Origin of the sequence: Catellatospora sp. KI3 (assembly GCF_029948125.1) — a bacterium.
Classification (GTDB): Bacteria; Actinomycetota; Actinomycetes; order Mycobacteriales; family Micromonosporaceae; genus Catellatospora.
On record NZ_JASAMB010000011.1, the window covers coordinates 179,761 to 202,063 of the forward strand.

General features: G+C 73.1%; 15 protein-coding genes. 7 read left to right on the forward strand and 8 right to left on the reverse strand.

All coding sequences use genetic code 11. The annotated features are described in order from the left end of the window. Window positions 1–4: 4 nt before the first annotated feature. Both QEZ54_RS19445 and QEZ54_RS19450 read left to right on the forward strand, forming a co-directional pair. Window positions 5–2,023 (forward strand): cellulose binding domain-containing protein, encoded by a 2,019-nt coding sequence (locus tag QEZ54_RS19445; protein WP_281306077.1) that lies wholly within the window; start codon window positions 5–7, stop codon window positions 2,021–2,023. Between the two features lie 167 nt (window positions 2,024–2,190). Beyond that, the gene (locus QEZ54_RS19450; RefSeq protein WP_281306078.1) at window positions 2,191–3,444 is read left to right on the forward strand and encodes a Gfo/Idh/MocA family oxidoreductase; all 1,254 of its coding nucleotides are present in this window, start codon (window positions 2,191–2,193) and stop codon (window positions 3,442–3,444) included. 63 nt (window positions 3,445–3,507) lie between these two features. Here QEZ54_RS19450 and QEZ54_RS19455 read toward each other — a convergent pair whose 3' ends face one another. Together QEZ54_RS19455 and QEZ54_RS19460 are read right to left on the reverse strand one after the other, a co-directional pair. Continuing rightward, on the reverse strand, window positions 3,508–3,795 hold the full coding sequence (locus tag QEZ54_RS19455) for a hypothetical protein (protein ID WP_281306079.1): 288 nt from the start codon (window positions 3,793–3,795) through the stop codon (window positions 3,508–3,510). 50 nt (window positions 3,796–3,845) lie between these two features. After that, on the reverse strand, window positions 3,846–5,288 hold the full coding sequence (locus QEZ54_RS19460) for a hypothetical protein (RefSeq protein WP_281306080.1): 1,443 nt from the start codon (window positions 5,286–5,288) through the stop codon (window positions 3,846–3,848). A gap of 175 nt (window positions 5,289–5,463) precedes the next feature. On the opposite strand from QEZ54_RS19460, the gene QEZ54_RS19465 reads away from it, so the two are divergent. Further along, window positions 5,464–8,229 (forward strand): BTAD domain-containing putative transcriptional regulator, encoded by a 2,766-nt coding sequence (locus QEZ54_RS19465; RefSeq protein WP_281306081.1) that lies wholly within the window; start codon window positions 5,464–5,466, stop codon window positions 8,227–8,229. Between the two features lie 11 nt (window positions 8,230–8,240). Here QEZ54_RS19465 and QEZ54_RS19470 read toward each other — a convergent pair whose 3' ends face one another. The 6 genes from QEZ54_RS19470 to QEZ54_RS19495 all read right to left on the reverse strand — a co-directional run bounded on the left by QEZ54_RS19470 (window position 8,241) and on the right by QEZ54_RS19495 (window position 17,170). Further along, window positions 8,241–9,302 (reverse strand): cation diffusion facilitator family transporter, encoded by a 1,062-nt coding sequence (locus QEZ54_RS19470; protein ID WP_281306082.1) that lies wholly within the window; start codon window positions 9,300–9,302, stop codon window positions 8,241–8,243. A gap of 232 nt (window positions 9,303–9,534) precedes the next feature. After that, window positions 9,535–11,013, reverse strand: a complete 1,479-nt coding sequence (locus QEZ54_RS19475) for an alpha-lytic protease prodomain-containing protein (RefSeq protein WP_281306083.1) — start codon at window positions 11,011–11,013, stop codon at window positions 9,535–9,537. A gap of 57 nt (window positions 11,014–11,070) precedes the next feature. Next, complete coding sequence (locus QEZ54_RS19480) at window positions 11,071–12,042, reverse strand: LysR family transcriptional regulator (RefSeq protein WP_281306084.1); 972 nt, start codon at window positions 12,040–12,042, stop codon at window positions 11,071–11,073. Window positions 12,043–12,214: 172 nt separating this feature from the next. Further along, window positions 12,215–13,522 (reverse strand): glycoside hydrolase family 18 protein, encoded by a 1,308-nt coding sequence (locus tag QEZ54_RS19485; protein ID WP_281306085.1) that lies wholly within the window; start codon window positions 13,520–13,522, stop codon window positions 12,215–12,217. Window positions 13,523–13,595: 73 nt separating this feature from the next. Continuing rightward, a complete protein-coding gene (locus QEZ54_RS19490; RefSeq protein ID WP_281306086.1) occupies window positions 13,596–15,383 on the reverse strand; it encodes an ABC transporter ATP-binding protein in 1,788 nt (595 codons plus the stop codon). Further along, complete coding sequence (locus tag QEZ54_RS19495; protein ID WP_281306087.1) at window positions 15,380–17,170, reverse strand: ABC transporter ATP-binding protein; 1,791 nt, start codon at window positions 17,168–17,170, stop codon at window positions 15,380–15,382. The genes QEZ54_RS19490 and QEZ54_RS19495 overlap by 4 nt, the downstream gene beginning before the upstream one ends. Window positions 17,171–17,268: 98 nt before the next feature. On the opposite strand from QEZ54_RS19495, the gene QEZ54_RS19500 reads away from it, so the two are divergent. The 4 genes from QEZ54_RS19500 to QEZ54_RS19515 are packed head-to-tail and all read left to right on the forward strand — an operon-like array spanning window position 17,269 to window position 22,185. After that, on the forward strand, window positions 17,269–18,387 hold the full coding sequence (locus tag QEZ54_RS19500; protein ID WP_281306088.1) for a hypothetical protein: 1,119 nt from the start codon (window positions 17,269–17,271) through the stop codon (window positions 18,385–18,387). Between the two features lie 60 nt (window positions 18,388–18,447). Beyond that, window positions 18,448–19,668, forward strand: a complete 1,221-nt coding sequence (locus tag QEZ54_RS19505) for a cytochrome P450 (RefSeq protein ID WP_281306089.1) — start codon at window positions 18,448–18,450, stop codon at window positions 19,666–19,668. After that, on the forward strand, window positions 19,668–20,981 hold the full coding sequence (locus tag QEZ54_RS19510) for a condensation domain-containing protein (RefSeq protein ID WP_281306090.1): 1,314 nt from the start codon (window positions 19,668–19,670) through the stop codon (window positions 20,979–20,981). The genes QEZ54_RS19505 and QEZ54_RS19510 overlap by 1 nt, the downstream gene beginning before the upstream one ends. Continuing rightward, window positions 20,974–22,185, forward strand: coding sequence for a macrolide family glycosyltransferase (locus QEZ54_RS19515; protein WP_281306091.1), 1,212 nt, complete (start codon window positions 20,974–20,976; stop codon window positions 22,183–22,185). Before QEZ54_RS19510 ends, QEZ54_RS19515 begins: the two co-directional genes overlap by 8 nt. Window positions 22,186–22,303: the final 118 nt, after the last annotated feature.

Consider the following 22,303-nt stretch of genomic DNA (forward strand, 5'->3'; position numbering starts at 1 on the left):
CCGTATGAGACCACGGACCTCGCTGCTGGCGTTCGCGCTGGTAGCCACCACCCTGGCCATCCCGCCCGCCCAGGCGCAGGCCGACCCCGCCGTCACCGTCTCCGTCAACGCCCGCGCCGGGCTGGAGAGCGTCAGCGACGCCGCGATCGGCGTCAACCACGCCGTCTGGGACGCCGAACTCGGCACCAACGCCGTCGCCGACCTGATGAAGAACGCCGGGGTGCAGGCCATGCGCTACCCCGGCGGGTCGTACTCCGACATCTACCACTGGCGCGACAACACCGCACCCGGCGGCTACGTCGCGCCCAACACCGACTTCGACCACTTCATGGCCGGAGTGCGGCGCGCGGGCTCGCAGGCGGTGGTGATCGCCAACTACGGCACCGGCACCCCGCAGGAGGCCGCCGACTGGGTGCGCTACGCCAACATCGAGAAGAACTACGGCGTGAAGTACTGGGAGATCGGCAACGAGCTCTACGGCAACGGGCACTACGGCTCGGCGTGGGAGGCGGACGACCACGCGGACAAGAGCCCGGCCGCGTACGCGGAGAACGTCAAGCAGTTCGCCCAGGCCATGAAGGCCGTCGACCCGACGATCAAGATCGGGGCGGTGCTGACCACGCCCGGTAACTGGCCCGACGGCATCGTCGCGGGCGGCGACGCCGGGACCTGGAACCAGGTCGTGCTGTCGATCGCCGGTCCCTCGGTCGACTTCGTGATCCTGCACTGGTACCCGGGCGGCTCCGGCGCGGCCGACGCGCTGTCCAAGACCGCGCACGTCACCGACGCGGTCTGGCTGGTGCGCAACCAGATCACCAAGTACGCGCACAAGGACCTGGGCATCTCGCTCACCGAGGTCAACGCCGGCTACGGCCAGAACACCCAGCCCGGGGCCCTGTTCGCCGCCGACGCGTACGCCTCGCTGATCGCGGCCGGGGTCTTCACCATCGACTGGTGGAACGTCCACAACGGCATCGGCACCACCTCCACCGTCGAGGGCCAGCCCGACTACGGCGACTTCGGCCTGCTGTCCAGCGGCGGCTGCACCACCGACGGCAGCGTCTGCGAACCCCCGATGAACACGCCGTTCGCGCCGTACCACGCGCTGGCGATGCTGTCGAAGTTCGCCCGGCCCGGCGACCAGCTGGTCAAGGCCGCCGCCTCCGACCCGCTGGTCAAGGCGCACGCCGCCCGGCGTGCCAACGGCGACCTGGCCGTCCTGCTGGTCAACGAGGATCCGGCCGCCGCCAAGCCGGTGACCCTGAGCTACACGGGCTACTCCCCGGCGGCCACCGCGCAGGTGTTCACCCACGGCAACGGCGCGACCGCCATCACCACCACGACCGGCAGCGCCACCTCGGTCACCCTCGCGCCGTACTCGCTGACCACCCTGGTCCTGCGCCCGACCGGCGCCGTCACCGGCCCGGCCCGCCCCGGCCGCCCCGCGGCCGGCGCGGTCACCGCCACCGACGCCACCCTGACCTGGGCCCCGTCGGCCGGCACCGGCCTGAAGTACGAGATCCACCGGCAGAACGGCACCATCACCGAGCAGTGGGGCGAGACCACGGCCACCACGTTCACGGCGCACAACCTGCGGCCCGGCACCCGCTACACCGTCAACGTGATCGCGCGCGACGGCTCCGGCAAGGTCTCCTGGGCCTCGCCGCCGGTCATCTTCCAGACCGGCACCCCGGCCGCCTCCTCCTGCGCGGTGACGTTCGCCGACGTCAACGACTGGGGCAACGGGTACGTCGGCAGCATCGACATCACCAACACCGGCACCAACCCGATCGACACGTGGAACCTCGCGTTCTCCTGGCCGACCGCCTGGCAGCAGTTCAACAGCGGCTGGAACGGCACCTGGACCTCGACCGGCTCCTCGGTCCTGGCCAGCAACGCCGACTTCAACAAGGTGATCGCCCCCGGAGCCACCGTCAACATCGGCCTGGTCGGCGGCTACTCCGGCCCCAACGTCCCACCCGCCCTCTTCACCCTCAACGGCACCCTCTGCACCACCCGCTAGCCCTGAAGTAAGGAAGGGGCCCTTCTTATCGGAATCCGATGTGGAAGGGTCCCTTCCTAACCGCCGGAGGCGCGGCGGGTGGCGGCGTGGAGTGGCCGGTAAGCCTTGCTCAGGTCGTCAGCACTTACTAGTGTTCCTCGGGCAGCCCAGCGCCTGGAGGAGCGACCATGGAACCCGTACGGCTCGCGCTGATCGGTGCCGGAGACCGGGGCACCGGGTACGCCCGGTGGGCACTGGCGCACCCCGACCGGGCCCGCGTCGTCGCCGTGGCCGAAGCCGACCCGGACCGGCGCGAGCGCCTCGCCGCCGCGCACGGCATCGCCGAGCAGCACCGGTACCCGGACTGGCGGGAACTGCTCGCGGCCCGGCCGGACGCCGACGCGGTCGTCATCGCCACCCAGGACTCCGGGCACGTCGAGCCCGCCCTGGCCGCCGCCGCTGCCGGGCTGCACATCATGCTGGAGAAGCCGATGGCGCCCACCCCGGCCGACTGCGTACGCGTGGTCGACGCCGTCCGTGAGGCGGGGGTGCTGCTCGCGGTGTGCCATGTGCTGCGGTACGCGCCGTACACCCGGATGGTCAAGCACCTGGTCGACTCGGGCGCGATCGGCGAGATCGTGTCGGTGCAGCACCACGAGCCGGTCGGCTTCTGGCACCAGGCCCACTCGTTCGTGCGCGGCAACTGGCGCCGCCAGGACCTGTCCAGCTTCATGCTGCTGGCCAAGTCCTGCCACGACCTCGACTGGCTGCAGCACATCGTCGGGCGCGACATCGCCAAGGTGTCCAGCTTCGGCGGCCTGCGGCACTTCCGCCCCGAGCACCGGCCCGAGGGCGCCGCCGACCGCTGCCTGGACTGCGCCGTCGAGCCTGCCTGCCCGTACTCGGCGAAGCGGCTCTACGGCGGGCGGCTCGCGCAGGGGCAGCACTCCTGGCCGCTGAGCGTGGTCACGCCGGTGTTCACCGAGGAGGCGCTGCTCGCGGCGCTGCGCGAGGGGCCGTACGGGCGCTGCGTGTACGCCTGCGACAACGACGTGGTCGACCACCAGGTGGTCGCGATGGAGTTCGACGGCGGCGCCAGCGCGGTGTTCACCATGAACGCGTTCAACACCGGCGGCCACCGGCGGACCAGGCTGTTCGGCACCCGCGGCGAGCTGGTCTGCGAAGGCGACGACATCACCGTGTACGACTTCGTCAGCGGCGCGACGACCCGCCACGACCCCAGCACCGTCGGCGGGGCCGACGCGGCGGGCGGCCACGGCGGCGGTGACGCTGGTCTGATGGACGCCTTCGTCGCCGCCGTGGCCACCGGCGACGCCGGGCATATCCTGTCGGGCCCTGCTCAGACGCTGAACTCGCACCTGGCCACCTTCGCCGCCGAGCAGGCCCGCCTCGACGGCACCGTCGTCACCGTCCAGAGGTAAGGAAGGGACCCTTCTTATCGCTTTCCGATGTAGAAGGGCCCCTTCCAAACGTGGTGGCGGTGCTCATGCGGCGGGTGGGCCGGGGCATTCGGGGTTGGTGTGGCGCAGGCGGTGGATCAGGTCCGACCGCAGGTCGGCGATGCCCTGCACCTCCGGCGCCCGGAGCAGCACCGCCCCGTTCCCGGCGTAGCCGATGAGGATGGACCGCGGGAGCGGGCCTGCCTTCTCCGCGCCGGGCGGGTCGCCGAGCTCGAACCAGCTGGTGACCTCGTCCCAGCGCGGTACGGCCGCCGCGGCGGGCCGGACACGTGAAAGGGCTGCCCGGCGCGCCGCGCCGAACAGCCCTTTCACGCCCCCGATCGCGGCACCCCACCCTCGCACCGGGTGGCGCGCCACGCCGGTCAGTAGGCGAGCTTGATGATGCCGGGCAGCGACTTCTCCGCCAGGTAGATCTCGGAGAAGTAGTCGTAGCAGTTGCCGCTGGTGTTGGTGCTGCCGCCGCTGAGCACGCCCTTGGCCGCGACGCTGCCGTCGCTCTTGATCGTGTAGATCGGGGCGCCGGAGTCGCCGCCCCGGGTGCAGTTGCCGTACCGGTACGCCTCGGTGGCGTTGCGCAGCATGGCGCCGTCCGAGTAGCGCACGTTCACCAGCCGGTTGATCACCCGGAAGCCGCACATCTCGCCGGTGACCTGGCCGCTCACGCAGTACTGGTCGCCCAGGCCCGACAGGGTGGTCCACTTCGAGGTGACCTTGCGTGACGAGGACGAATTGCTGCCGCCCCGGTACACGTTGCCCCAGGAGAACAGGTTGGTGCCCATCTTGATCGTGGACACGTCGCCGGCGTAGTAGCTCTGCCCGTACACCCTCACCGAGCCGGTGGTGTTGTTCCAGTTGTCGGCGGTGACGGTGCCCATCTTGCCGGTGGTCGGGTTGTACGCGCTGCCGTTGAGGCTGGTGCAGTGCCCCGCGGTGAGGATGTACGAGGCACCCTGGTGCGTCCAGGCGAACGCGGTGCTGCAGCTGCCCACCGAGGTGGAGAAGTAGGCGCCGCCGTAGAACGGGCTGGTGTCCGACTGGCGGGTCGCCTTTCCGCTCAGCGTCGGGAAGCCCGGCACCAGCCACAGCGCGATCCGGTCGGCGCCGTAGCGGGTGGCCAGCGCCTCGCGCAGCGGCTGGGTCACGGCGGCCGCCTTGACCACCACCCGGTTCGTCTCCGCGTCGACGAACGCGGTGCGCAGCGCGCCGCTGTCGGGCAGGTCGGTCAGGGCGAGCACCTCGTCGCGCGGGCCGATCAGCGCGTTCAGGCTGTACTTGACGGTCTTCTTCGTCGGGTACAGCGAGGTGCCGCCCACCACCTGCGGCGTCGCCAGCGCCCTGCCGGCCGACCGGAGCAGGGTGTCGTCGCCGGAGTTCGGGTCGGACTCGACGTTGGGCGGCTTGACCTCGGCGTACGGGTCGTCGACCGGCTCGATGGCCTCGGCGCCGTCCCCGGCCGTGCTCGGCGGCTGGGTGGAGGTGTAGACGGTGATCGAGTTGCCGGCCAGCGACGACACGGTGGTGCTCGCCGCGGCGGTGACGGTCGAGTACAGCACGCCGTCGGCCAGGTACGGCATCGACAGCTCGTCGGGGTAGGCCTCGGCGCGGGCCATGGCGGTGGCGTACGCGTCCTGCGCCGTCGTACCGGCCCACTCGTTGGCGCCCGGGTCGGCGGTGATGACGGCGACCGCGGTGCTCGTCGCCGGTTGCGCGGTGGTGATGTCGGCGTGGGCCGCGCCCGGCGCGGCCACGATCGACACGGCCGCGGCCGTGGCGAGCACGGTCAACCGTCCGAGATGTTGTCTCACAGGGCATCCGATCTGTCTGCGATCCGGATTGGATCATCGGGAGCCTAGGATCGTCGGGCCTCGGCCCGTCCTCGTTTCATCCTCACCGTGCCGCGGTCGCGTACGGCTGAAGGAATCACCGCCGACCGATGTGATCTGATGTGGACATGTACGGCGCAAGGGAAGACGGCGGATATTGACGACTATCTGGTTCGGTGTGCTCGGCCCGCTGGAGGTCCGCGCGGACGGATGCCGGATCGGTCTCAACGGCCCCCGTCAGGAGCGGGCGCTGGCCGCGCTGCTGCTCGGCGCGGGCGCCGTGGTCACCTTCGACGAGCTGGTGGACGCCGTCTGGGAACGCCCGCCGGCCACCGCCCGCCGCCAGGTGCAGGACCTGGTCGGCCGACTGCGCCGGGACCTGGCCGGCGCGGGCGCCGCCGCCGACCTCATCACCACCCGCGGCTCCGGCTACCTGCTGCGGCCGGAGTCGGCCGAGATCGACGCGTACGGCTTCGAGCAGCTGCTCGCCCAGGCCCGGCAGGAACCGGACCCGCTCGCGGCGGCGAAGGTCTACCGCGAGGCGCTGCGCCTGTGGCGCGGTGAGCCGCTGGCCGGGCTGGGCAGCCCCCGGCTCGAACGCTCCGCCCGGATCTGGCAGGAGCGGCACCTGCTGGCCTGGGAGGAGTGCCTGGAGGCGGAGCTGTCGCTGCCGGGCGCCCGCGACGTGACGGCCGAGCTGGCGGCGCTGGCCGACCGGCATCCGTTCCGGGAACCGCTGGTGGACCTGCTGATGCGGGCGCTGGACGGGGCCGGTCGGCGGCCGGAGGCGCTCGCCGCGTACCACCGGCTGCGCCTTCGCCTCTCCGAGGAGCTGGGCCTGGACCCCGGACCGAGGCTGCAGGACCGGTACGCCGCGATGCTGCACAGCGATCCCGCCCCACCCCGATCCGCGACTCCGGCAGTCCCGGCCCCGGCGCAACTGCCCCTGGCCGGGCACGGGTTCGCCGGACGCGGCGTCGAGTTGGCCCGCCTGCACGCGCTGCTGCCCGACGACCCGGACGGCGCCACGACGGTGGTGGCGGTGGTGGGCACCGGCGGCGTCGGCAAGACCACGCTGGCGGTCCACTTCGCGCACCGGGTGGCCCGCCGCTTCCCGGACGGCCAGCTGTACGTGAACCTGCGCGGCTTCGACCCGGGCGGCACGGCGCTGGCGACGGCCGACGCGGTACGCGGATTCCTCGGCGCCCTCGGCGTGCCCGCCGACCGGGTGCCGGCCGACGAGCAGGCCGGCGTCGCGCTGTACCGCAGCCTGCTGGCGGGGCGCCGGATGCTGGTGCTGCTGGACAACGCCCGCGACGCGACCCAGGTGCGGCCGCTGCTGCCCGGCTCGGCGGGCACCATGGTGCTGGTCACCAGCCGCGACCGGCTGGCGGGCCTGGTCGTGGCCGAGGGCGCCCACCCGGTGACCCTCGGCGTGCTGACGGCGGCGGAGTCGCGGGAGGTGCTGGCCAGGCGGCTGGGCCCGCTGCGGCTGGCGGCCGAGCCGGACGCCGTCGCCGAGATCGTCGCCCGGTGTGCCGGGCTGCCGCTGGCGCTGCGGGTCGTCGCCGCGCGTGCCGCGCTGCAGCCGGACTTCCCGCTCCGGCGGATCGCCGGTGACCTGGGCGAGGGCGAGGTGCTGGACGCGCTCGGAGCCGACGACAGCGCCACCGATCCGCGCAGCGTGCTGTCGTGGTCGTACCGGCTGCTGAGCGCGCCCGCCGCGCGGCTGTTCCGGCTCCTGGGCCTGCATCCGGGACCGGACTGGACGCTGGACGCGGCGGCCGCGGCCGCCGGGGTGCCGGTCGACCAGGCGCGGCGGTCGACCGCCGAGCTGGTCGGTGCGCATCTGGTCGTCCAGCATCAGCCCGGGCGCTACACCTGCCACGACCTGCTCCGGGCGTACGCGGCCGAGCTGGCGACGACCGAGCCGGACGACCGGCGGCAGGCGGCACGGCAGCGGCTGCTCGACCACTACCTGCACACGGCGTTCGCCGCCGACCGGCTGCTGCTGGCCGGGCGGCGCCCGATCGAGCTCGCGTCGCCCGGAGCCGGGGTGCCCGTGCGCTCGTTCGACGACATCGAGCAGGCCCAGGCGTGGCTCGACGCCGAGCACGCCGTGCTGGTCGGCGCGGTGGCGGCCGCCGAGTCCTGGGGCTGCGACGTGCACGTCCGCCAGCTGGCCTGGTCGCTGGCGACGTACCTGCAGCGGCGGGGGCACTGGCGCGACTGGACCGCCACGCAGGAGGCGGCGGTGCGCGCCGCGCGGCGCCTGGGCGACCGGGCCGGGCAGGCCGACACGCATCGCGGCCTGGGCCGGGCGCTGGCGCTGCTCGGGCGCCACGACGGGGCGATGGCGCAGCTGGATGCGGCGCTGGCGCTGTTCGTCGAGCTGGCGGACCCCGTGGGCCAGACCGACACCCATCTGGGTATGAGCTGGGTCCGCGAGCGGCAGACGCGGCTGCCCGAGGCGGTGTCGCACGCCCGGCAGGCGCTGGCGCTGTCCACGGCCGACGGTTACGTCCGCGGCCAGGCGAGCGCGCTCAACAGCCTCGGCTGGTACCACACCGTGCTCGGCGACCATGAGCAGGCACTGTCCTGCTGCGAGCAGTCCCTGGCGCTGCACCGGCGCGGGGGCGACCTGCGCGGGCAGGCCGAGGCGCTGGACAGCGCGGGCTACGCGCACCTGCGTCTGGGCCGCCACGAACGGGCCGTGGACTGCTACGGGCAGGCGCTGGAGCTGTTCCGGCGGCTCGGGGACCGGTACCTGGAGGCGTACATGCTGGACCGGATCGGCGACGGGCACGCCGAGGCGGGCGCGGCGGTCGAGGCGGCGCGCTGCTGGCGCGCGGCGGTGGTCATCCTCGCCGAGCTGGGTCACCCGGACGAGGCCGAGACCAGGCGGAAGCTCGATCCGGACTGACCGGTGCGCGGCTACCGGTGGTGGTCGAGGGCCTGGTGGGCCTCGGCGCCGCCGGGGTCGGCGTGCACGGTCGCGGCGGACAGGCGCCCGATGGCGTGGATGAGCCGGTGCTCGGCGTCGACCGCGATCGCGTGCCCGACCCGGACGGGGGCCTCGGGGTCGACCACGATCTCGCACTCGGCCCGCAGCGTGTGCCCGATCCAGCGCATCCGCACCGCCCCCACCTCGCGTACGCCCGGGGTCTCCCGCAGCGCCTGCTCGGCCGTGGCGACGAGGTCGGGGTCGACGGCGTCCATCAGCCGCCGGTACACCTCGCGGGCGGCGTCCTTGAGCACTACCGCGATCGCCAGCGTGATCAGCAGGCCGACGACCGGGTCGGCCCAGGACCAGCCCAGGGCGACCCCGCCCGCGCCGAGCAGCACGGCCAGCGAGGTGAACCCGTCGGTGCGCGCGTGCAGCCCGTCGGCGACCAGCGCGGCCGAGCCGATCCGCCGGCCGACCACGATCCGGTACCGCGCCACGATCTCGTTGCCGAGGAACCCGACGACCGCGGCCGCCGCGACGTACGGCAGGTGCGTGACCTGCTGCGGGTGCAGCAGCCGCGACACGGCCTCCCATCCGGCCCACACCGCCGACACCGCGATGGTCAGCACGATGAAGATGCCCGCCAGGTCCTCGGCCCGGCCGTAGCCGTAGGTGTAGCGCCGGTCGGCCGGTCGCCGCCCGACCAGGAACGCGATGCCCAGCGGCACGGCCGTCAGCGCGTCGGCGACGTTGTGCAGCGTGTCGCCGAGCAGCGCCACCGACCCGGAGAACAGCACCACCACCGCCTGCAGAGCGGCGGTGGCGCCGAGGACCAGCAGCGACACCCACAGCGCCCGGATCCCCTGGCGCGAGGTCTCCATCGCACTGTCGACCTTGTCCAGGCTGTCGTGCGAATGCGGCGTGACCAGGTGCTTCAGCCGATGCCACCAGCCGTCCGCCCGGTGGTCGTGACCGTGCTCGGCGTGCGCGTGGCCGTGCTCGTGCTCGGCGTGCGCGTCGGGTGTGCTCGAGGGTTCAGGACGGCGCATACCGGGATGATATGTGCTGCCCAGGTCGGCCCGCTTGGTCTGCCCGGGGAGTGGGCGCCGGGTGTGGCCGGGCGGCTTCTGGGGCTGGTGATCCCCGCTTGCGGTCATACCACCGATCTGGAGCCTTGGAATTCACCCAGAACAGCGATCTTGCCCGAAAGCTGCTGAAAGACGTGTGCCAGGCAGGGCTGGCGGGCCCTGCCTGGCGTCTACGGTTGGGGAGGTAGACGTCTTACGGGTTGGTGAAGCCCATGGTGTAGCTGCCGGAGCCGCTGTAGGCGTGCACCCGGTAGCGGTAGGAGCCGGCGGTGCCCGAGTAGGTCAGGGTCTCGGAGCTGGACGAGGTCGCGCCCTGGGCCACGACGACCCACGCCGACCCGTTCCACTTCTGCAGGTACAGGTCGTAGTCGGTGCCGGACGGGCCCGCCAGGCAGCCGCGGTGGGTGCCGGAGGCCGTCGAGGTGTAGTAGCTGTTGTCCGGCTGGTAGGCGCTGGCGCCGCTGGACAGCGAGCCGCTGCGGGTGAACTCGTAGCCCGTGCAGCCGGTGGTCGGCGGGTTGCTGGGCGGGGTGGTGCCGCTGGTCATCAGCGTCAGGCTGTACGCCTGCAGGATCTCGTTGACCGGCTGGAAGTACGTGGTGCCGCCGGAGGAGCAGTTGCCCGAACCGCCGGAGGTGACGCCCTGCGCCTGGCTGCCCGCGATGAGCGAGCCGCCCGAGTCGCCCGGCTCGGCGCAGACGTTGGTGCGGATGAGCCCGGTGACGGTGCCCTGCGAATAGGTCACCGACGCGCCGCGGGCCTGGATGGTGCCGCAGTGCCAGCCGGTGGTCGAGCCGGAGCGGCACACCGACGCGCCGACGGCGGCCTCGGTGGAGCCGGCGACGGTCACGTTGCCGCCGGAGTAGTTGTTGACGTACGGGCGCGGGGTGTTGCCCGAGGCGACCTGGACCCAGGCGTAGTCGTTGCCGGGGAAGCTGGAGCCGCGGAAGGTGCCGCTGGGCTGCGTGGTGGTCGAGCCGGTGGTGCCGCAGTGGCCAGCGGTGACGAAGCCGCCGACGACCGGGAAGCCGACCGAGCACCGGCTGCCGCCGATGTAGTAGGCGTTGCCGCCGATCACGTCGATGTAGGGCACCGGGCGCTCGGTGGACGCCTCGACGCGTACGGCACCGGCGTCGATGCCGCTGGCCTTGATGAACGAGGCCGCGTCGCCGCCCGCGTGGGCGAGCACCACGACGCTGTTGGTGGTGACGTCGACGTACCAGCCGGGGACCGACTTGGGCGCCTTGGCCGCGACCGCGTCGAGCTTGGCCTTGGCCGCGTCGAGCTGGGCCAGGCTGAGCTTGACCACCTGGGGGGTCGCCCCGGCGGCCTTGACCTGCTCGGCCTGGGCGGCGTTGCTGACCGCCACGGTGAAGGTCTTGGCGTCGGCCGACAGCCACGCGCCGCTGTAGCTCGCGCCGAGCGCCTTGCGCAGCTTGAGGTCGGCACCGGCGGCCTTGGCCTCGTTGGCCAGGCGGAGCTGGACGCCCTTGGCGTCGAGCTTCAGGTCGCGCGACAGAGCCTGGAAGACCTGCGGCGACACACCGGCCGCGATCGCGGCGTCGGTGGTGGCGTCGGGGCGCTGGCCGGCCACGGCCGGGTACGTCAGCGCTGCGGTGATGCCCAGGGTGAGGGCGGCCACCGCGGAGGTGTAGAGGATTCTCCGGTTCATGCCGGGTAGTCAACCGGCAATCCATTTATATGAGTAGATATTGGTTCGGTCATAGCGTCATGCGATGGAACCCCGGGCCGCGAAGCGCGGGTTGGCCTCGCGCCACTTGAGGTAGTGCGGGTTGCGGGCGGCCGACTCCTCGTACGCCGCGGTGGCGTGGGCGAGCATGACGTCGGCGAACTCGGCGGCGGCGCTGCGCGGATGCCAGCCCAGCAGGTGCCGCCAGCGCAGCGGCCCGCCCGCGATGGGCACGGTGACGATGCCGTCGACCCGCCGGAAGGTGGCCTTGCACAGGCCGACCGCGTGCCCGGCGTGCACCGCGTCCAGGGCGTTGCCGATGTCCATCTCGTACATGCTGCGCGGGGCGAATCCGGCCCGCGCGCACGCGGCGGTGAAGCAGGCGCCGAAGCAGCCGTCGCCTGGCATGCTCGCCCACTGCGCCTCGGCCAGGTCCGCCAGGTCGATCTCCCAGCTGCCGGCCAGCGCGTGGTTCTCGGGCAGCATCACGAAGACGGCGTCGGTGGCGATCTCGCGCCAGACCAGGCCGTCGTCCGGATCGCCGGGCACGGTGTCGCCGCAGACGCCTACGACGCAGAAGTCGAGCTTGCCCGCGGAGGTCATCTCCGACAGGTTGTCGGCCCAGTGCGACGGATGGGTGAGCACCTGCAGGCTGTCGTTCTCGGCCGTGAGCCGGGACATGAGACCGCCCAGGATGGGCCCGTTGACCGCGCCGATGCGCCACTGGTTGGGCGGCAGCCGGTGGCCCGCCAGCTGGGTGGCGTCCTCCTGCAGGCCCTTCATCGCGGGCAGCACCACCCGGGCGCGGCTCAGCACCAGCTCGCCCAGCGCGGTCGGGGTGGCGCCGTGGCGGCCCCGCTCGAACAGCGGGCCGCCCAGAGCGCGCTCGATGCGCTGCAACTGCGCGGTGACGGCGGGCTGGGCCAGCCCGAGCAGGGACGCCGCCTTGGTCACGCTGCCGGTGTCGGCGATCGCGCACACCACCTTGAGGTGGCGAATCTCAAGCTCCATGGCCCTCCGGGAGTGCGGTCGGCGCGGTGGTGACCGCGGTTTCGCAATCGCTGGATCAATGTACGGATAGACGGTGGGCGCTGAGTATATGTCAGCCGTGCGCCGAAACCGACATTTAACAATGCGCAGGCGGCGCACCCCCGGAAGGGTTGCGCCGCCTGCGTTTCGCGGGTCAGTTCAGGCCGTTGTGGATGGCCGCGGTGAGCTCGCCGGTGGCGGTGTCGCCGTCCAGCGACCACGCCATGCTGCCGCCGAGGCCGTTGGCCTTGATGTAGGCCGTCTTCTGGGCGATGACCTGCGGAGTGTCGTACGACCAGAACGCGCTCGAGCCGTACTTCCAGGCCGCGCCGGCCACCGGGTCGTAGAAGACGGGGCCCTGCTTGGCGACCACCTTCTTGTAGTCGTCCACGCCGTCCTCGTAGGTGCCCCGGGCGGGTCCGCTCGCGGCCTGGTAGAGCCCGTTGCCCGTGCTCGCGACCCCGGTCCAGCCGCGGCCGTAGTACGGGATGCCGACCACGATCTTCGCGGCGGGCACGCCCTGGGCCAGGTAGGTGTCCACGGCCAGGTCCACGCTGAACGGCGAGGACGCGGTCGAGTACAGGTTGGACTGATGGCCGGTCTTCGGGTCCCACGCGCCGACCAGGTCGTAGCCCTGCACGTTGCCGAAGTCGAGGTGGTTGAACAGGGCGGGCTCGACCCCGGCGCTGATCTTCGCCGGGTCGGCGGGCAGGAACGCGGTCAGCTGGAACACCCGGCCCACCTGGGCGCCGTAGGCGGCGAGCTGGCTGCGGAACTCGGCTGCCAGCAGCGTGAAGTTCTGCTTGTCCTGGGGCCGCACCACGTTGCCGGCGTTGCCCTCCGAACCGGGCCACTCCCAGTCGAGGTCGAACCCGTCGAAGACCCCGTACGCGCTGCCGGGGCCGCCGTGCGGCGAGGTGCCGATCAGCGGCAGGTTGCCCTTGATGAACAGGTCGATGCAGCTGGCGACCAGCGTCTGCCGCGAGGCCGGGGTGAGCGCGGCGTCGGAGAAGTACTTCGACCAGGTCCAGCCGCCCAGCGACAGCAGCACCTTCAGGTTCGGGTACATCGCCTTGAGCTTGCGCAGCTGGTTGAAGTTGCCGGCCAGCGGCTGGGTGACCACGTCGCCGACCCCGTCGACGGACTCACCGGCCTTGAACCGCTTCTGGTAGTCGGCCCAGGCGTCGCCGACCCCGGCCTCGTTGGCCTCGAAGCAGCGGCCGTCGGCGCCGACGTTGGCGAAGGCGTAGTTGATGTGGGTGAGCTTGGCGGCCATCCCGGAGGTGTGCAGGTTGCGGACGAGGAAGTTGCGGCGGTAGATGCCCCACTGGACGAAGTAGCCGACCTTGACGTATCCGGTGGCCGCTGCCGCCACCTGGGCGGAGGCGGCCTGGGCCGGAGCAGGGGCGACGACTGCGGCACCGGCCAGCAGTAGCGCCGCGAGGGCGAGGCGGGTTCTCATGCCGCTCGAAGGTAGATCCGGACATTTTTCACAGCATCAGCCATTCGAAGGAGTCGATGTAGTCGGCGCCCTGTCACGTGTACGCGCGCTCCTGCATCGTGTACAGCTCGCGGTACAGCCCCGGCCGCGACATCAGCTCCTGGTGGGTGCCCTGGTCGGCCACGGTGCCGCCGCTCAGCACGACGATCAGGTCGGCGGCGCGTACGGTCGAGAACCGGTGCGAGGTGAACAGGGTGATCGCCCCGGCACCCCGGGCGGCCCGGCGCCCCGACGCGGCGAAGCGTCCGAACAGGGCGTCCTCGGCGTGGGCGTCCAGCGCGGCGGCGGGCTCGTCCAGCGCCAGCAGCAGCGGGGTCGGGCGCAGCAGGGCGCGGGCCAGGCCGATCGACTGCCACTGGCCGCCGGACAGCTCGGTGCCGTCGGCGTACCCCCGGCCCAGCATGCCGCCCAGGCCGCCCGCCTGCGCCACCACCGCGTCGGCGCGGGCCAGCCGGGCCGCCGCGTGCAGCGCGGTGTCGTCGGCGGCCAGGGCGAGCTGGCCGATGCCGATGTTGGTACGCACGGACAGGTGCAGCTTCGCGAAGTCCTGGAACAGCATCGCGATCCGGCTGTGCCACTTCGCGGCCGGGAGGTCGCGCAGGTCCACGCCGTCGACGGTGATCGCGCCGCTGGTCGGCTGGTAGAGCCCGCACAGCAGCTTGACCAGGGTGCTCTTGCCGGCCCCGTTCTCGCCGACCAGCGCCACGGTCGCCCCGGCCGGGATGGTCAGGTCCACCCCGTGCAGCACCGGCTCGGCCGCGCCCGGGTAGGCGAAGCCGACGCCGCGCAGCCGGATCCCGCGCCGCAGCCGCCGGGGCGTCTTGGCCCTGGCCGGTGCGGCAACCGGCACGGCGGCCGCGAGCTCGTCGAACCGCTGGGCGGTGCGCGCCGCCGCGGCCATGGTCGCGTGCAGCCCGATCGCGCTCGCGACCTGGACGCTGATCTGCACCGCCAGGGTCACCACGAGCACCACCTCGCCGACGGTCGCGGTGCCGCGCACGGCCTGCTGCAGCACGACCAGGATCGCCCCGCCGTACGCGGCGGCGAACAGCAGCTGCCCCGCGCCGCGCAGCGCGGCCGCCCGCCACTGCGCGGCCCACAGCGCGTCGGTGGTCTGCCGCCATGCCGACCCGTGCCGGTCGAGCAGGTGCGCGTCGGCACCGGACAGCCGGATCTCCTTGACGGCGTCGGCGTCGGCGGCCAGCGACAGCAGGTGCGAGGCGAGCCGTCCCGCCTCGGCGGTGCGTTCGCGGGCCCGGTTGGACAGTTCGGCCGCGCGCCGCGCGATCAGCACCGGCGGCACCGCCGCCAGCGGCAGCAGCGTCAGCCACGGGTTCACCGTGGCCAGCAGCACCACGGTCACCGCGGCGCGCAGCGCCAGCCCGGCCAGGTGCAGCACGCCCTCCAGCGCGGGCCGGGTCTTGGCGGCGTCCTCGGCGGCCAGCGCCAGGGTGTCGTTGAAGTGCGGATCGTCTAGGTGGGCGATGCCGCTGCCGCCGCCCGCGAGCGCGGCCAGGCGCCGGTCGAGTTCGGTGCCCGCCTGCTCGCCGACCTCGAAGTAGTACAGGTGGGCGAAGTGGCCCATCATCAGCTCGAACACCAGCAGCGCCGCCACGCCGACGGCCATGGCGGCGGCGGTCGCGGACTGCCCGCGCAGCGCGGCGTCGGTGAAGTCGCGCAGCAGGAACCCGACGAACGGGGTGCTCAGGTAGCCGATGAGCAGCAGTGCCACGCCGACGGTCAGCTTGCGCCGGTCGGCGCCCCAGGCCAGGCCGAGCACGAAGCGTACGGCCGTGGACAGCGAGGAGTCGGTGTTCTTCACGCCGCCACCGCCTCGTGGTCGCGGAACCGGGCGGCCTGGGTCTCGAACAGCCGCGCGTAGCGGCCCCCCGCGGCGATCAGCTCGTCGTGGCTGCCCTGCTCGGCCACGACCCCGTCGGCCAGCACCACGATCCGGTCGGCGTGGCGCACGGTGGAGAACCGGTGCGAGATGATCACGCTGGTGGTGCCCCGGGTCTGGGCCAGGAACCGGTCGAAGAACTCGACCTCGGCCCGTACGTCGAGGGCGGCGGTGGGCTCGTCCAGCACCAGCAGGGCCGCGCCGCGCGACATCGCGTGCAGGGCGCGGGCCAGCGCGATCCGCTGCCACTGCCCGCCGGACAGGTCCTGGCCGCCGGTGTAGCGGCTGCTCAGCGGGGTGTCCAGGCCGTCGGCGAGCCCGGCGAGCAGGTCGTCGGCCCCGGCGCGCGCGGCGGCGTGGCGCCAGTCGGCGGGGGTGCCGGTGCCCAGGCCGATGTTCTCGCCCGCGCTCAGCTCGTACCGGTTGAAGTCCTGGAACACCACGGCCAGCCGCCGCTGCCAGTCGGCCGGGTCCAGCGCGCGCAGGTCGGTGCCGTCGACCGTGATCGCGCCGGAGTCGGGGTCGTAGCAGCGGGTCAGCAGCTTGACCAGAGTGGTCTTGCCGGCCCCGTTGAGCCCGACGATCGCGGTGCACCGCCCGGCCGGGATGGTCAGGTCCAGCTGCTCGAAGACGCGGTGGCCGCCGGGGTAGGCGAAGCCGACCGCCTCGAAGCGGACCGCGTCGCGCGGCTGCGGCGCCGGCCGGTCGCCCGCGGCCGGTGCGGCGTCGCCGCAGGCCCGCTCGAAGCGGAGCAGCGCGGCGTACGCGCGGCCGCCGAACTGGGTCTGCACGTCGGCCTCCGGGAAGTAGACGCCGAACCGCATCGGGATCAGCACCGCCTGCACGGCGATGCCGTAGCCGAGCAGGGTGAGCTGCCCCTGCGCGGTCGCCTGCGCGATGCCCGCCAGGCTGAGCGCCCCGCCGACCAGCCCGATCAGCGCGAACCCGACGAACGGCCACAGCAGCAGGCGCCGCCGCATGGCCCAGAGCGGGTCCAGGTAGCCCCGGTGCTCGCGGTGCAGCCGCCGGGTCAGCCAGCCGAGCAGTCCGAGCACGCGCACCTCCTTGGCCGCCCCGGTGCCGGTGGCCAGGCCGCGTACGTAGGCCAGGCGCCGCCGCCGCGCCGACAGGGCGTCCCAGTGCGCGCCGAAGCGGCCCAGCGAGCCGCGCTGCCCGAACCGGATCACCAGCGCCGTCACCGCCACGATGACGGCGGTGACCGGCGAGAGCACCACCGCGATGAGCACCACCGCGCCGGCGAGCTGGGTGTAGCGGGCCAGCAGCGCGGGCAGCGCGGCGGCGGCGTCGCCGGGTGACGGGGTGGTCCGGTCCATCGCGGCCCGCACGTCGGCGAGCAGGTCCAGGGTGCCGGGCCGCTCCAGGGTCGCCACCGGCGCCCGCCGGTACGCCGCGACCAGCGCGCGCCGTACGCAGTGGGCGTCGACGCGGCGGGAGACGAGTTCGGCCAGGGCGGTTTGGAACGGGCCGAGCAGCTGCTGGACCGCGAGCGCCGCCAGGGTCAGCGCGGCGGTGGCGCCGAGCGCGCCCTCACCCCTGGCCACGGCGGGCACCTGGGCCAGCAGCTCGCTCATCGCGACGATGAAGGCGATCGGCGCGAGTCCGATCACGATGCTCATCGCCAGGGCGGCGGCCACGGGGCCGGGGCCCGCGTGCGGTAGCAGTCTCGCCAGTTCGATCCACCGACGCACGGCGCCTCCAGACGGCACGGTCGCTTGTCCGGCCACCGGTCGGACACCTCGGTGGCAGCGGCACAGTCATCAGGGAACTTAACAGTTAAGATACTTAAATGCACGTGTCCCTGTCGGCCGCCGTGACCGCCCATCCGCGCCGCCGCGCCGCTGCCCGGGCGCTCGCCGAGAGCGTGCCGGAGCTCGCGTTCGAGGTGGTCGAGGACCCGGTCCCCGACGGTCCGCCCAGTGCCCTGCGGGCCGCGCGGCTGGCGTGGGCGCGGGCCGATCCGGCCGCCACGCACCGGGTGCTGGTGCAGGACGACATGCGGCTGGCCGACGGGTTCGCCGCCCTCGTGCGCCGGGCCGCGGCCGCCCAGCCCGAGGCGATCCTGTGCCTGTTCACCGAGTGGGGTTCGCGCACCTCGCCCGCGGTGCGGCTGGCCGCGCTGACGGGGGCGGGCTGGGCGCCGCTGCTCGACCCGTACGTGCCGACCACCGCCGTGGTGCTGCCGACGGCGGTGGCGCACGCGCTGGCCGAGTTCCCGGCCGAGCCGGACGAGCCCGACGACGCGCTGCTGCTGCGCTTCGCCGGCGAGCACGGGCTGAGCCCGTTGGTGAGCTGCCCCAACCTGGCCGAGCACGAGATGGGGGAGTCGCTGGTCGGCAACGACATCCTGCACGGGCCGCGCCGCGCCGCCCTGTTCGCCGGGCCCGACCTCGGGCCCGCCTTCGCGCCGGGGTCGGTGCTCGCCGCCCGCATGGTGCCGCATCTGCTGCTGTTCGACGGCATCGCGATGTGCCAGGTGCGCGACGACGCGGGCTGGCACCTGGTCCGGGCGCACGACTTCCTGGCCCCGTCCGGCGTGACCGTCGCCGACCTGCTCCACTGGTATGCCGAGCGGGCGCACCGCCATGATCCGGCGGGTCGGGCGCGCCGGGTGGTCGCCGACTCGCTGCTGTTCCAGCTCTGGCTCACCGCGTTCTGCTACGGTGTGGCGGCCTCCGATGTGGTCGGTGGATCGGGCGAGCTCGGCCGCGCCCTCCGCTCGCCGCTCGGCGCCGCCGCGTTGCGCACGCTGGCGCCCGGTGCATTGCGGCGATTCGTGCCGATGCATCGACTGGGGGCTTTGCATCGCTTGCTCTCTCCGCTGCTAAAAGAGACGATTAGCGATGGATTCAGCTATGCTGAGCAGCACGGACATCTATTCTGGAAAGAACCTTTTCAGTATGAGTAAAGCATGCTAATAGTTGTACAGGTACAGATGCCGCGCAGCCGTTGAGACGGGTGGTCGTCGATGGAGTTGCAAGCACTGCTCAGCCCGGAGGGCCGGTTGGCTCCATTCCGGATATACGCACAGCTGCACGACGCCGGTGACGCCAGCCCCATGAACCCGCGCCGCGACGGCTACGCCCTCGCCGTGCACGGCCACGACGCCGTCGCCCACGTGCTGCGCGACAGCGGCTTCCGGCAGATCGACATCGATTACCTCGACCGCAACCGGCCCCGCTGGCGCGACCACGCCTGCCTGCGTACGCTGCGCAACTCGCTGTTCTTCAGCGACGGCCCCGAGCACACCCGGATGCGGCGCGTCATCGCGTCGTTCTTCACCGCCCGCCGGGTCGCCGCGTTCGAGCCGGAGATGACCAAGGTCATCCACGACCGCATCGACCACCTGGCCCGCGCCGGCGCCGACGGCACCGTGCTCGACTTCATGACCGAGTTCGCCTACGACGTGCCCAGCCGCATCGTCGGCGACCTGCTCGGCGTGCCGGAGGCCGACCGCGACTGGTGCCGCCCCCGGGTGACCGCGATCGGCGCCATCTTCGAACTCGACGGCAACACCTGGTCCAACCTGGCCCGTGCCGACCGGGCCGCCACCGAGCTGACCGAGTACTTCACCGACCTGGTGCGCCGCCGCGCCGACGATCCGCGCGACGACCTGGCCAGCGAGCTGGTCCGGGTGCAGCAGGAGTCGCCGGGGCGGCTGAGCTTCGACGAGCTGGTGGCCAACCTGATCACCACGTACAACGCGGGGTTCGTCACCACCACGCACATGTTCGGCAACGGGCTGCGGCTGCTGCTGGAGCATCCGCTCCTGCGGGAGCGCGTCACCGCCCGGCCCGAGAGCGTCCCGGCGATCGTGGAGGAGATCCTGCGCCTGGAGCCGCCGGTGCAGTTCACCATCCGGTACGCCATGGCCGACACCGAGGTGGGCGGCCACCCGGTGCGCGCCGGGGACACGCTGCTGGTGCTGCTCGGCGCGGCCAACCGCGACCCGCGCTTCTTCCCGGACCCGGACGCGTTCGACCCCGACCGGGCAGCGGGCGCGTCGAGCCTGAGCTTCAGCCTCGGCGGGCACTACTGCCTGGGCGCGACCATGACCCGGATGGAGGGCGCGATCGCCTTCCCGGCCCTGTTCGAGCGGCTGCCGCGGCTGCGCCTGGCCGGGCCGCCCGCGCCGCAGACCCAGTTCATGTTCCGCGGCCACGACCACCTGCCGGTCCGGGTGGACTGATGCAGGTCATCCCGCGTCGCGCCGACACCGCCACCACCGCGCCGCTGTCCCTGCTGCAGCGGCGGATGTGGCACCTGTGCACCGCCTACCCGGGCACGGCCTCGCCGATCGTGGCCGTCACCAACCGCATCGCCGGTCCGCTGGACGTGCCCGCGTTCACCGCCGCCGTGGCGGCCGTCTGCGACCGGCACGACGCGCTGCGCACCGTCTTCGCCCTCGGTGACGACGGTCCGGTGCAGGTCATCGCCCCGCCCGGCGGCACGGAGACCGAACTGGTCGAGCTGGGCGGCGCGGCCGACGGCGAGCGGCGCGCCCTCGAACTGGTCGGGCAGCTCACCGGCGCGCTGCTCGACCTCGACGGCGGGCAGCTGGTCCGCTCGGTGCTGATCCGGCTCGCCGACGACGACCACGTCTGGTGCTTCACCGTGCACCACCTGCTGGCCGACGGCGAGTCCGCGATGGTGATCGCCCGCGAGGTCGCCGCGCTCTATCGGGGTGCGGCCCTGCCCGATCCGCCGATCGGCTACGCCGACTTCGCCTCCTGGCAGCTGGCCGAGGCCGCCGGCGGCGACGACCTGGCGTACTGGGCCGGGCAGCTGTCCGGGGTGCCGGTGCTGGAGCTGCCCTGCGACCTCCCGCGGCCGCCGGTCAAGAGCACCCGCGCCGACCAGGTCGACCTCCACCTGGACGCGGTGCACGCCGACGCCGTCGACCGGCTCGCCCGCGCCCAGCGCGCCACGCCGTACATGGTGCTGCTGACCGCGCTGCTGACGGTGCTGGCGCGGCGGTCGGGGCAGGACGACGTCTGTGTCGGCACGCCCGTGTCCGGGCGCCTGCTGGTCGAGACCGAGGACGCGGTCGGCCTTTTCGGCAACATGATCGCGCTGCGCGCCGACCTGTCCGGCGCGCCGACGTTCGCCCAGCTGCTGGCCCGGGTCCGGGCGGTCACCATCGCCGGGCTGGGCCGCCAGTCGGTGCCGTTCGGGCAGGTCGTGGCGGCGGTCGACCCGCCCCGCGACCCGTCGCGCACCCAGGTCTTCCAGGTCATCTTCGCGCTGCACACGCAGACCGCCGGTCCGGCCGAGCCGGGCCTGGACTGGCGGCCGTTCGGGTCCAGCGCCCCGCAGATCCTGCACGACCTGGTGCTGGACAGCTGGCGCGGACCGTCCGGACTGGATCTCACCCTTCGCTACGACACCGGACTGTTCCGGCCCGAGACGGCGGCGGCCATGGCGGAGCAGTTCGCCACGGTGCTGCGGGCGATGGCCGCCGACGCCGACCAACCCGTGTTCCCGGTGGTGACCGGTGGGTAGGCGGCGGCACATCGCCTTCTTCAACGTGCCCGCGCTGGGCCACCTGTTCCCGACGCTTGGGGTGGTCAGGGAACTGGTCCGGCGCGGGCACCTGGTCAGCTACACCGCGACCCCGGACCGCGAGGCGTACGTGCGCGCGGCCGGGGCGCGGGTGGTGCCGTACCGGTCGACCCGGCCCGGCGACACCGACCCGGACCTGCGCGCCCCCGCCCGCGAGGAGCACGTCGGGCGCAGCATGCTCAACTTCCTCACCGAGGCCGAGGCGACGCTGCCGCAGTTCGAGCCGGCGTTCGCCGCCGACCCGCCGGACCTGGTGCTGTTCGACCGGATCGCCTTCGCCGGGCACCTGCTGGCGCTGGCGCACGGCGTCCCGTCGATCCAGCTGTGGCCGATGATGGTGTCGGCGCCGCAGTGGTCCATCGGCGAGGTGGTGCACATCGACGGCACCCACCCGACGCTGGCCGAGTTCGCCGTACGCGCCGACAAGTTCCTGGCCGAACGCGGCCTCGCCGAGCACGGCCCGCAGCTGTTCCTCACCCCGCAGGTAGCCCACCACCTGGCCTTCTTCCCGCGCGAGTTCCAGTACGCGGGGGACATGTTCGGCGCCGGGTACAGCTTCGTCGGCCCGTGCACCGTGCCGCGCGCCGGGGACCAGCCGTGGCACCCGCCCGCCGACGGCTCGCCGGTGGCGCTGGTGTCGCTGGGCACCCTCAACAACCGCTGGCCCGACTTCTACCGCCTGGTCTTCGAGGCGTTCGCGGACACGCCGTGGCACGTCGTGCTGCCGGTCGGGCGGCGGCTCGACCCGGCCGACCTCGGCCCGGCCCCGGCCAACGTGTCGGTGGTGGCGACGGTGCCGCAGCTGGCGGTGCTGGCGCACGCCAAGGTGTTCGTGTCCCACGCGGGCATGGGCGGCCTGATGGAGGGCGTGCAGGCGGGCGTGCCGCAGGTCGCCATCGCCCGGACCCTGGAGCAGGACGTCAACGCTGCCCGGGTCGCCGACACCGGCATCGGTGCGGTGCTGGACGTGCGCACGCTGACGCCGGGTGAGCTGCGGGCCACTGTGGACCGCGTCGCGGCCGATCCGCAGGTCGCGGCCGGGGTGGCCGCCATGCGCGCGCACGTGCTGGCGGCCGGGGGCGCGGCCCGCGCCGCGGACGTCATCGAAGCCTGCCTGCCGGCGGTGGAGGCCGGGGGCGGATAAGCCGACGGGCCGCCCGGATGCCCCCCGGGCGGCCCGTTCGCCTCATCGATTGATGGGCCAATTTATATCAGCCGAACCGACATATTTCACCACAGATTTGTATGTAAGGAACTTTACT

Excerpts from the sequence above, each read along its gene's own strand:
- QEZ54_RS19445 (WP_281306077.1), top strand. The coding sequence starts at position 5 with ATGAGACCACGGACCTCGCTGCTGGCGTTCGCGCTGGTAGCCACCACC.
- QEZ54_RS19450 (WP_281306078.1), top strand. The coding sequence starts at position 2,191 with ATGGAACCCGTACGGCTCGCGCTGATCGGTGCCGGAGACCGGGGCACC.
- QEZ54_RS19470 (WP_281306082.1), bottom strand. The coding sequence starts at position 9,302 with ATGCGCCGTCCTGAACCCTCGAGCACACCCGACGCGCACGCCGAGCAC.
- QEZ54_RS19475 (WP_281306083.1), bottom strand. The coding sequence starts at position 11,013 with ATGAACCGGAGAATCCTCTACACCTCCGCGGTGGCCGCCCTCACCCTG.
- QEZ54_RS19480 (WP_281306084.1), bottom strand. The coding sequence starts at position 12,042 with ATGGAGCTTGAGATTCGCCACCTCAAGGTGGTGTGCGCGATCGCCGAC.
- QEZ54_RS19485 (WP_281306085.1), bottom strand. The coding sequence starts at position 13,522 with ATGAGAACCCGCCTCGCCCTCGCGGCGCTACTGCTGGCCGGTGCCGCA.
- QEZ54_RS19500 (WP_281306088.1), top strand. The coding sequence starts at position 17,269 with ATGCACGTGTCCCTGTCGGCCGCCGTGACCGCCCATCCGCGCCGCCGC.
- QEZ54_RS19505 (WP_281306089.1), top strand. The coding sequence starts at position 18,448 with ATGGAGTTGCAAGCACTGCTCAGCCCGGAGGGCCGGTTGGCTCCATTC.
- QEZ54_RS19510 (WP_281306090.1), top strand. The coding sequence starts at position 19,668 with ATGCAGGTCATCCCGCGTCGCGCCGACACCGCCACCACCGCGCCGCTG.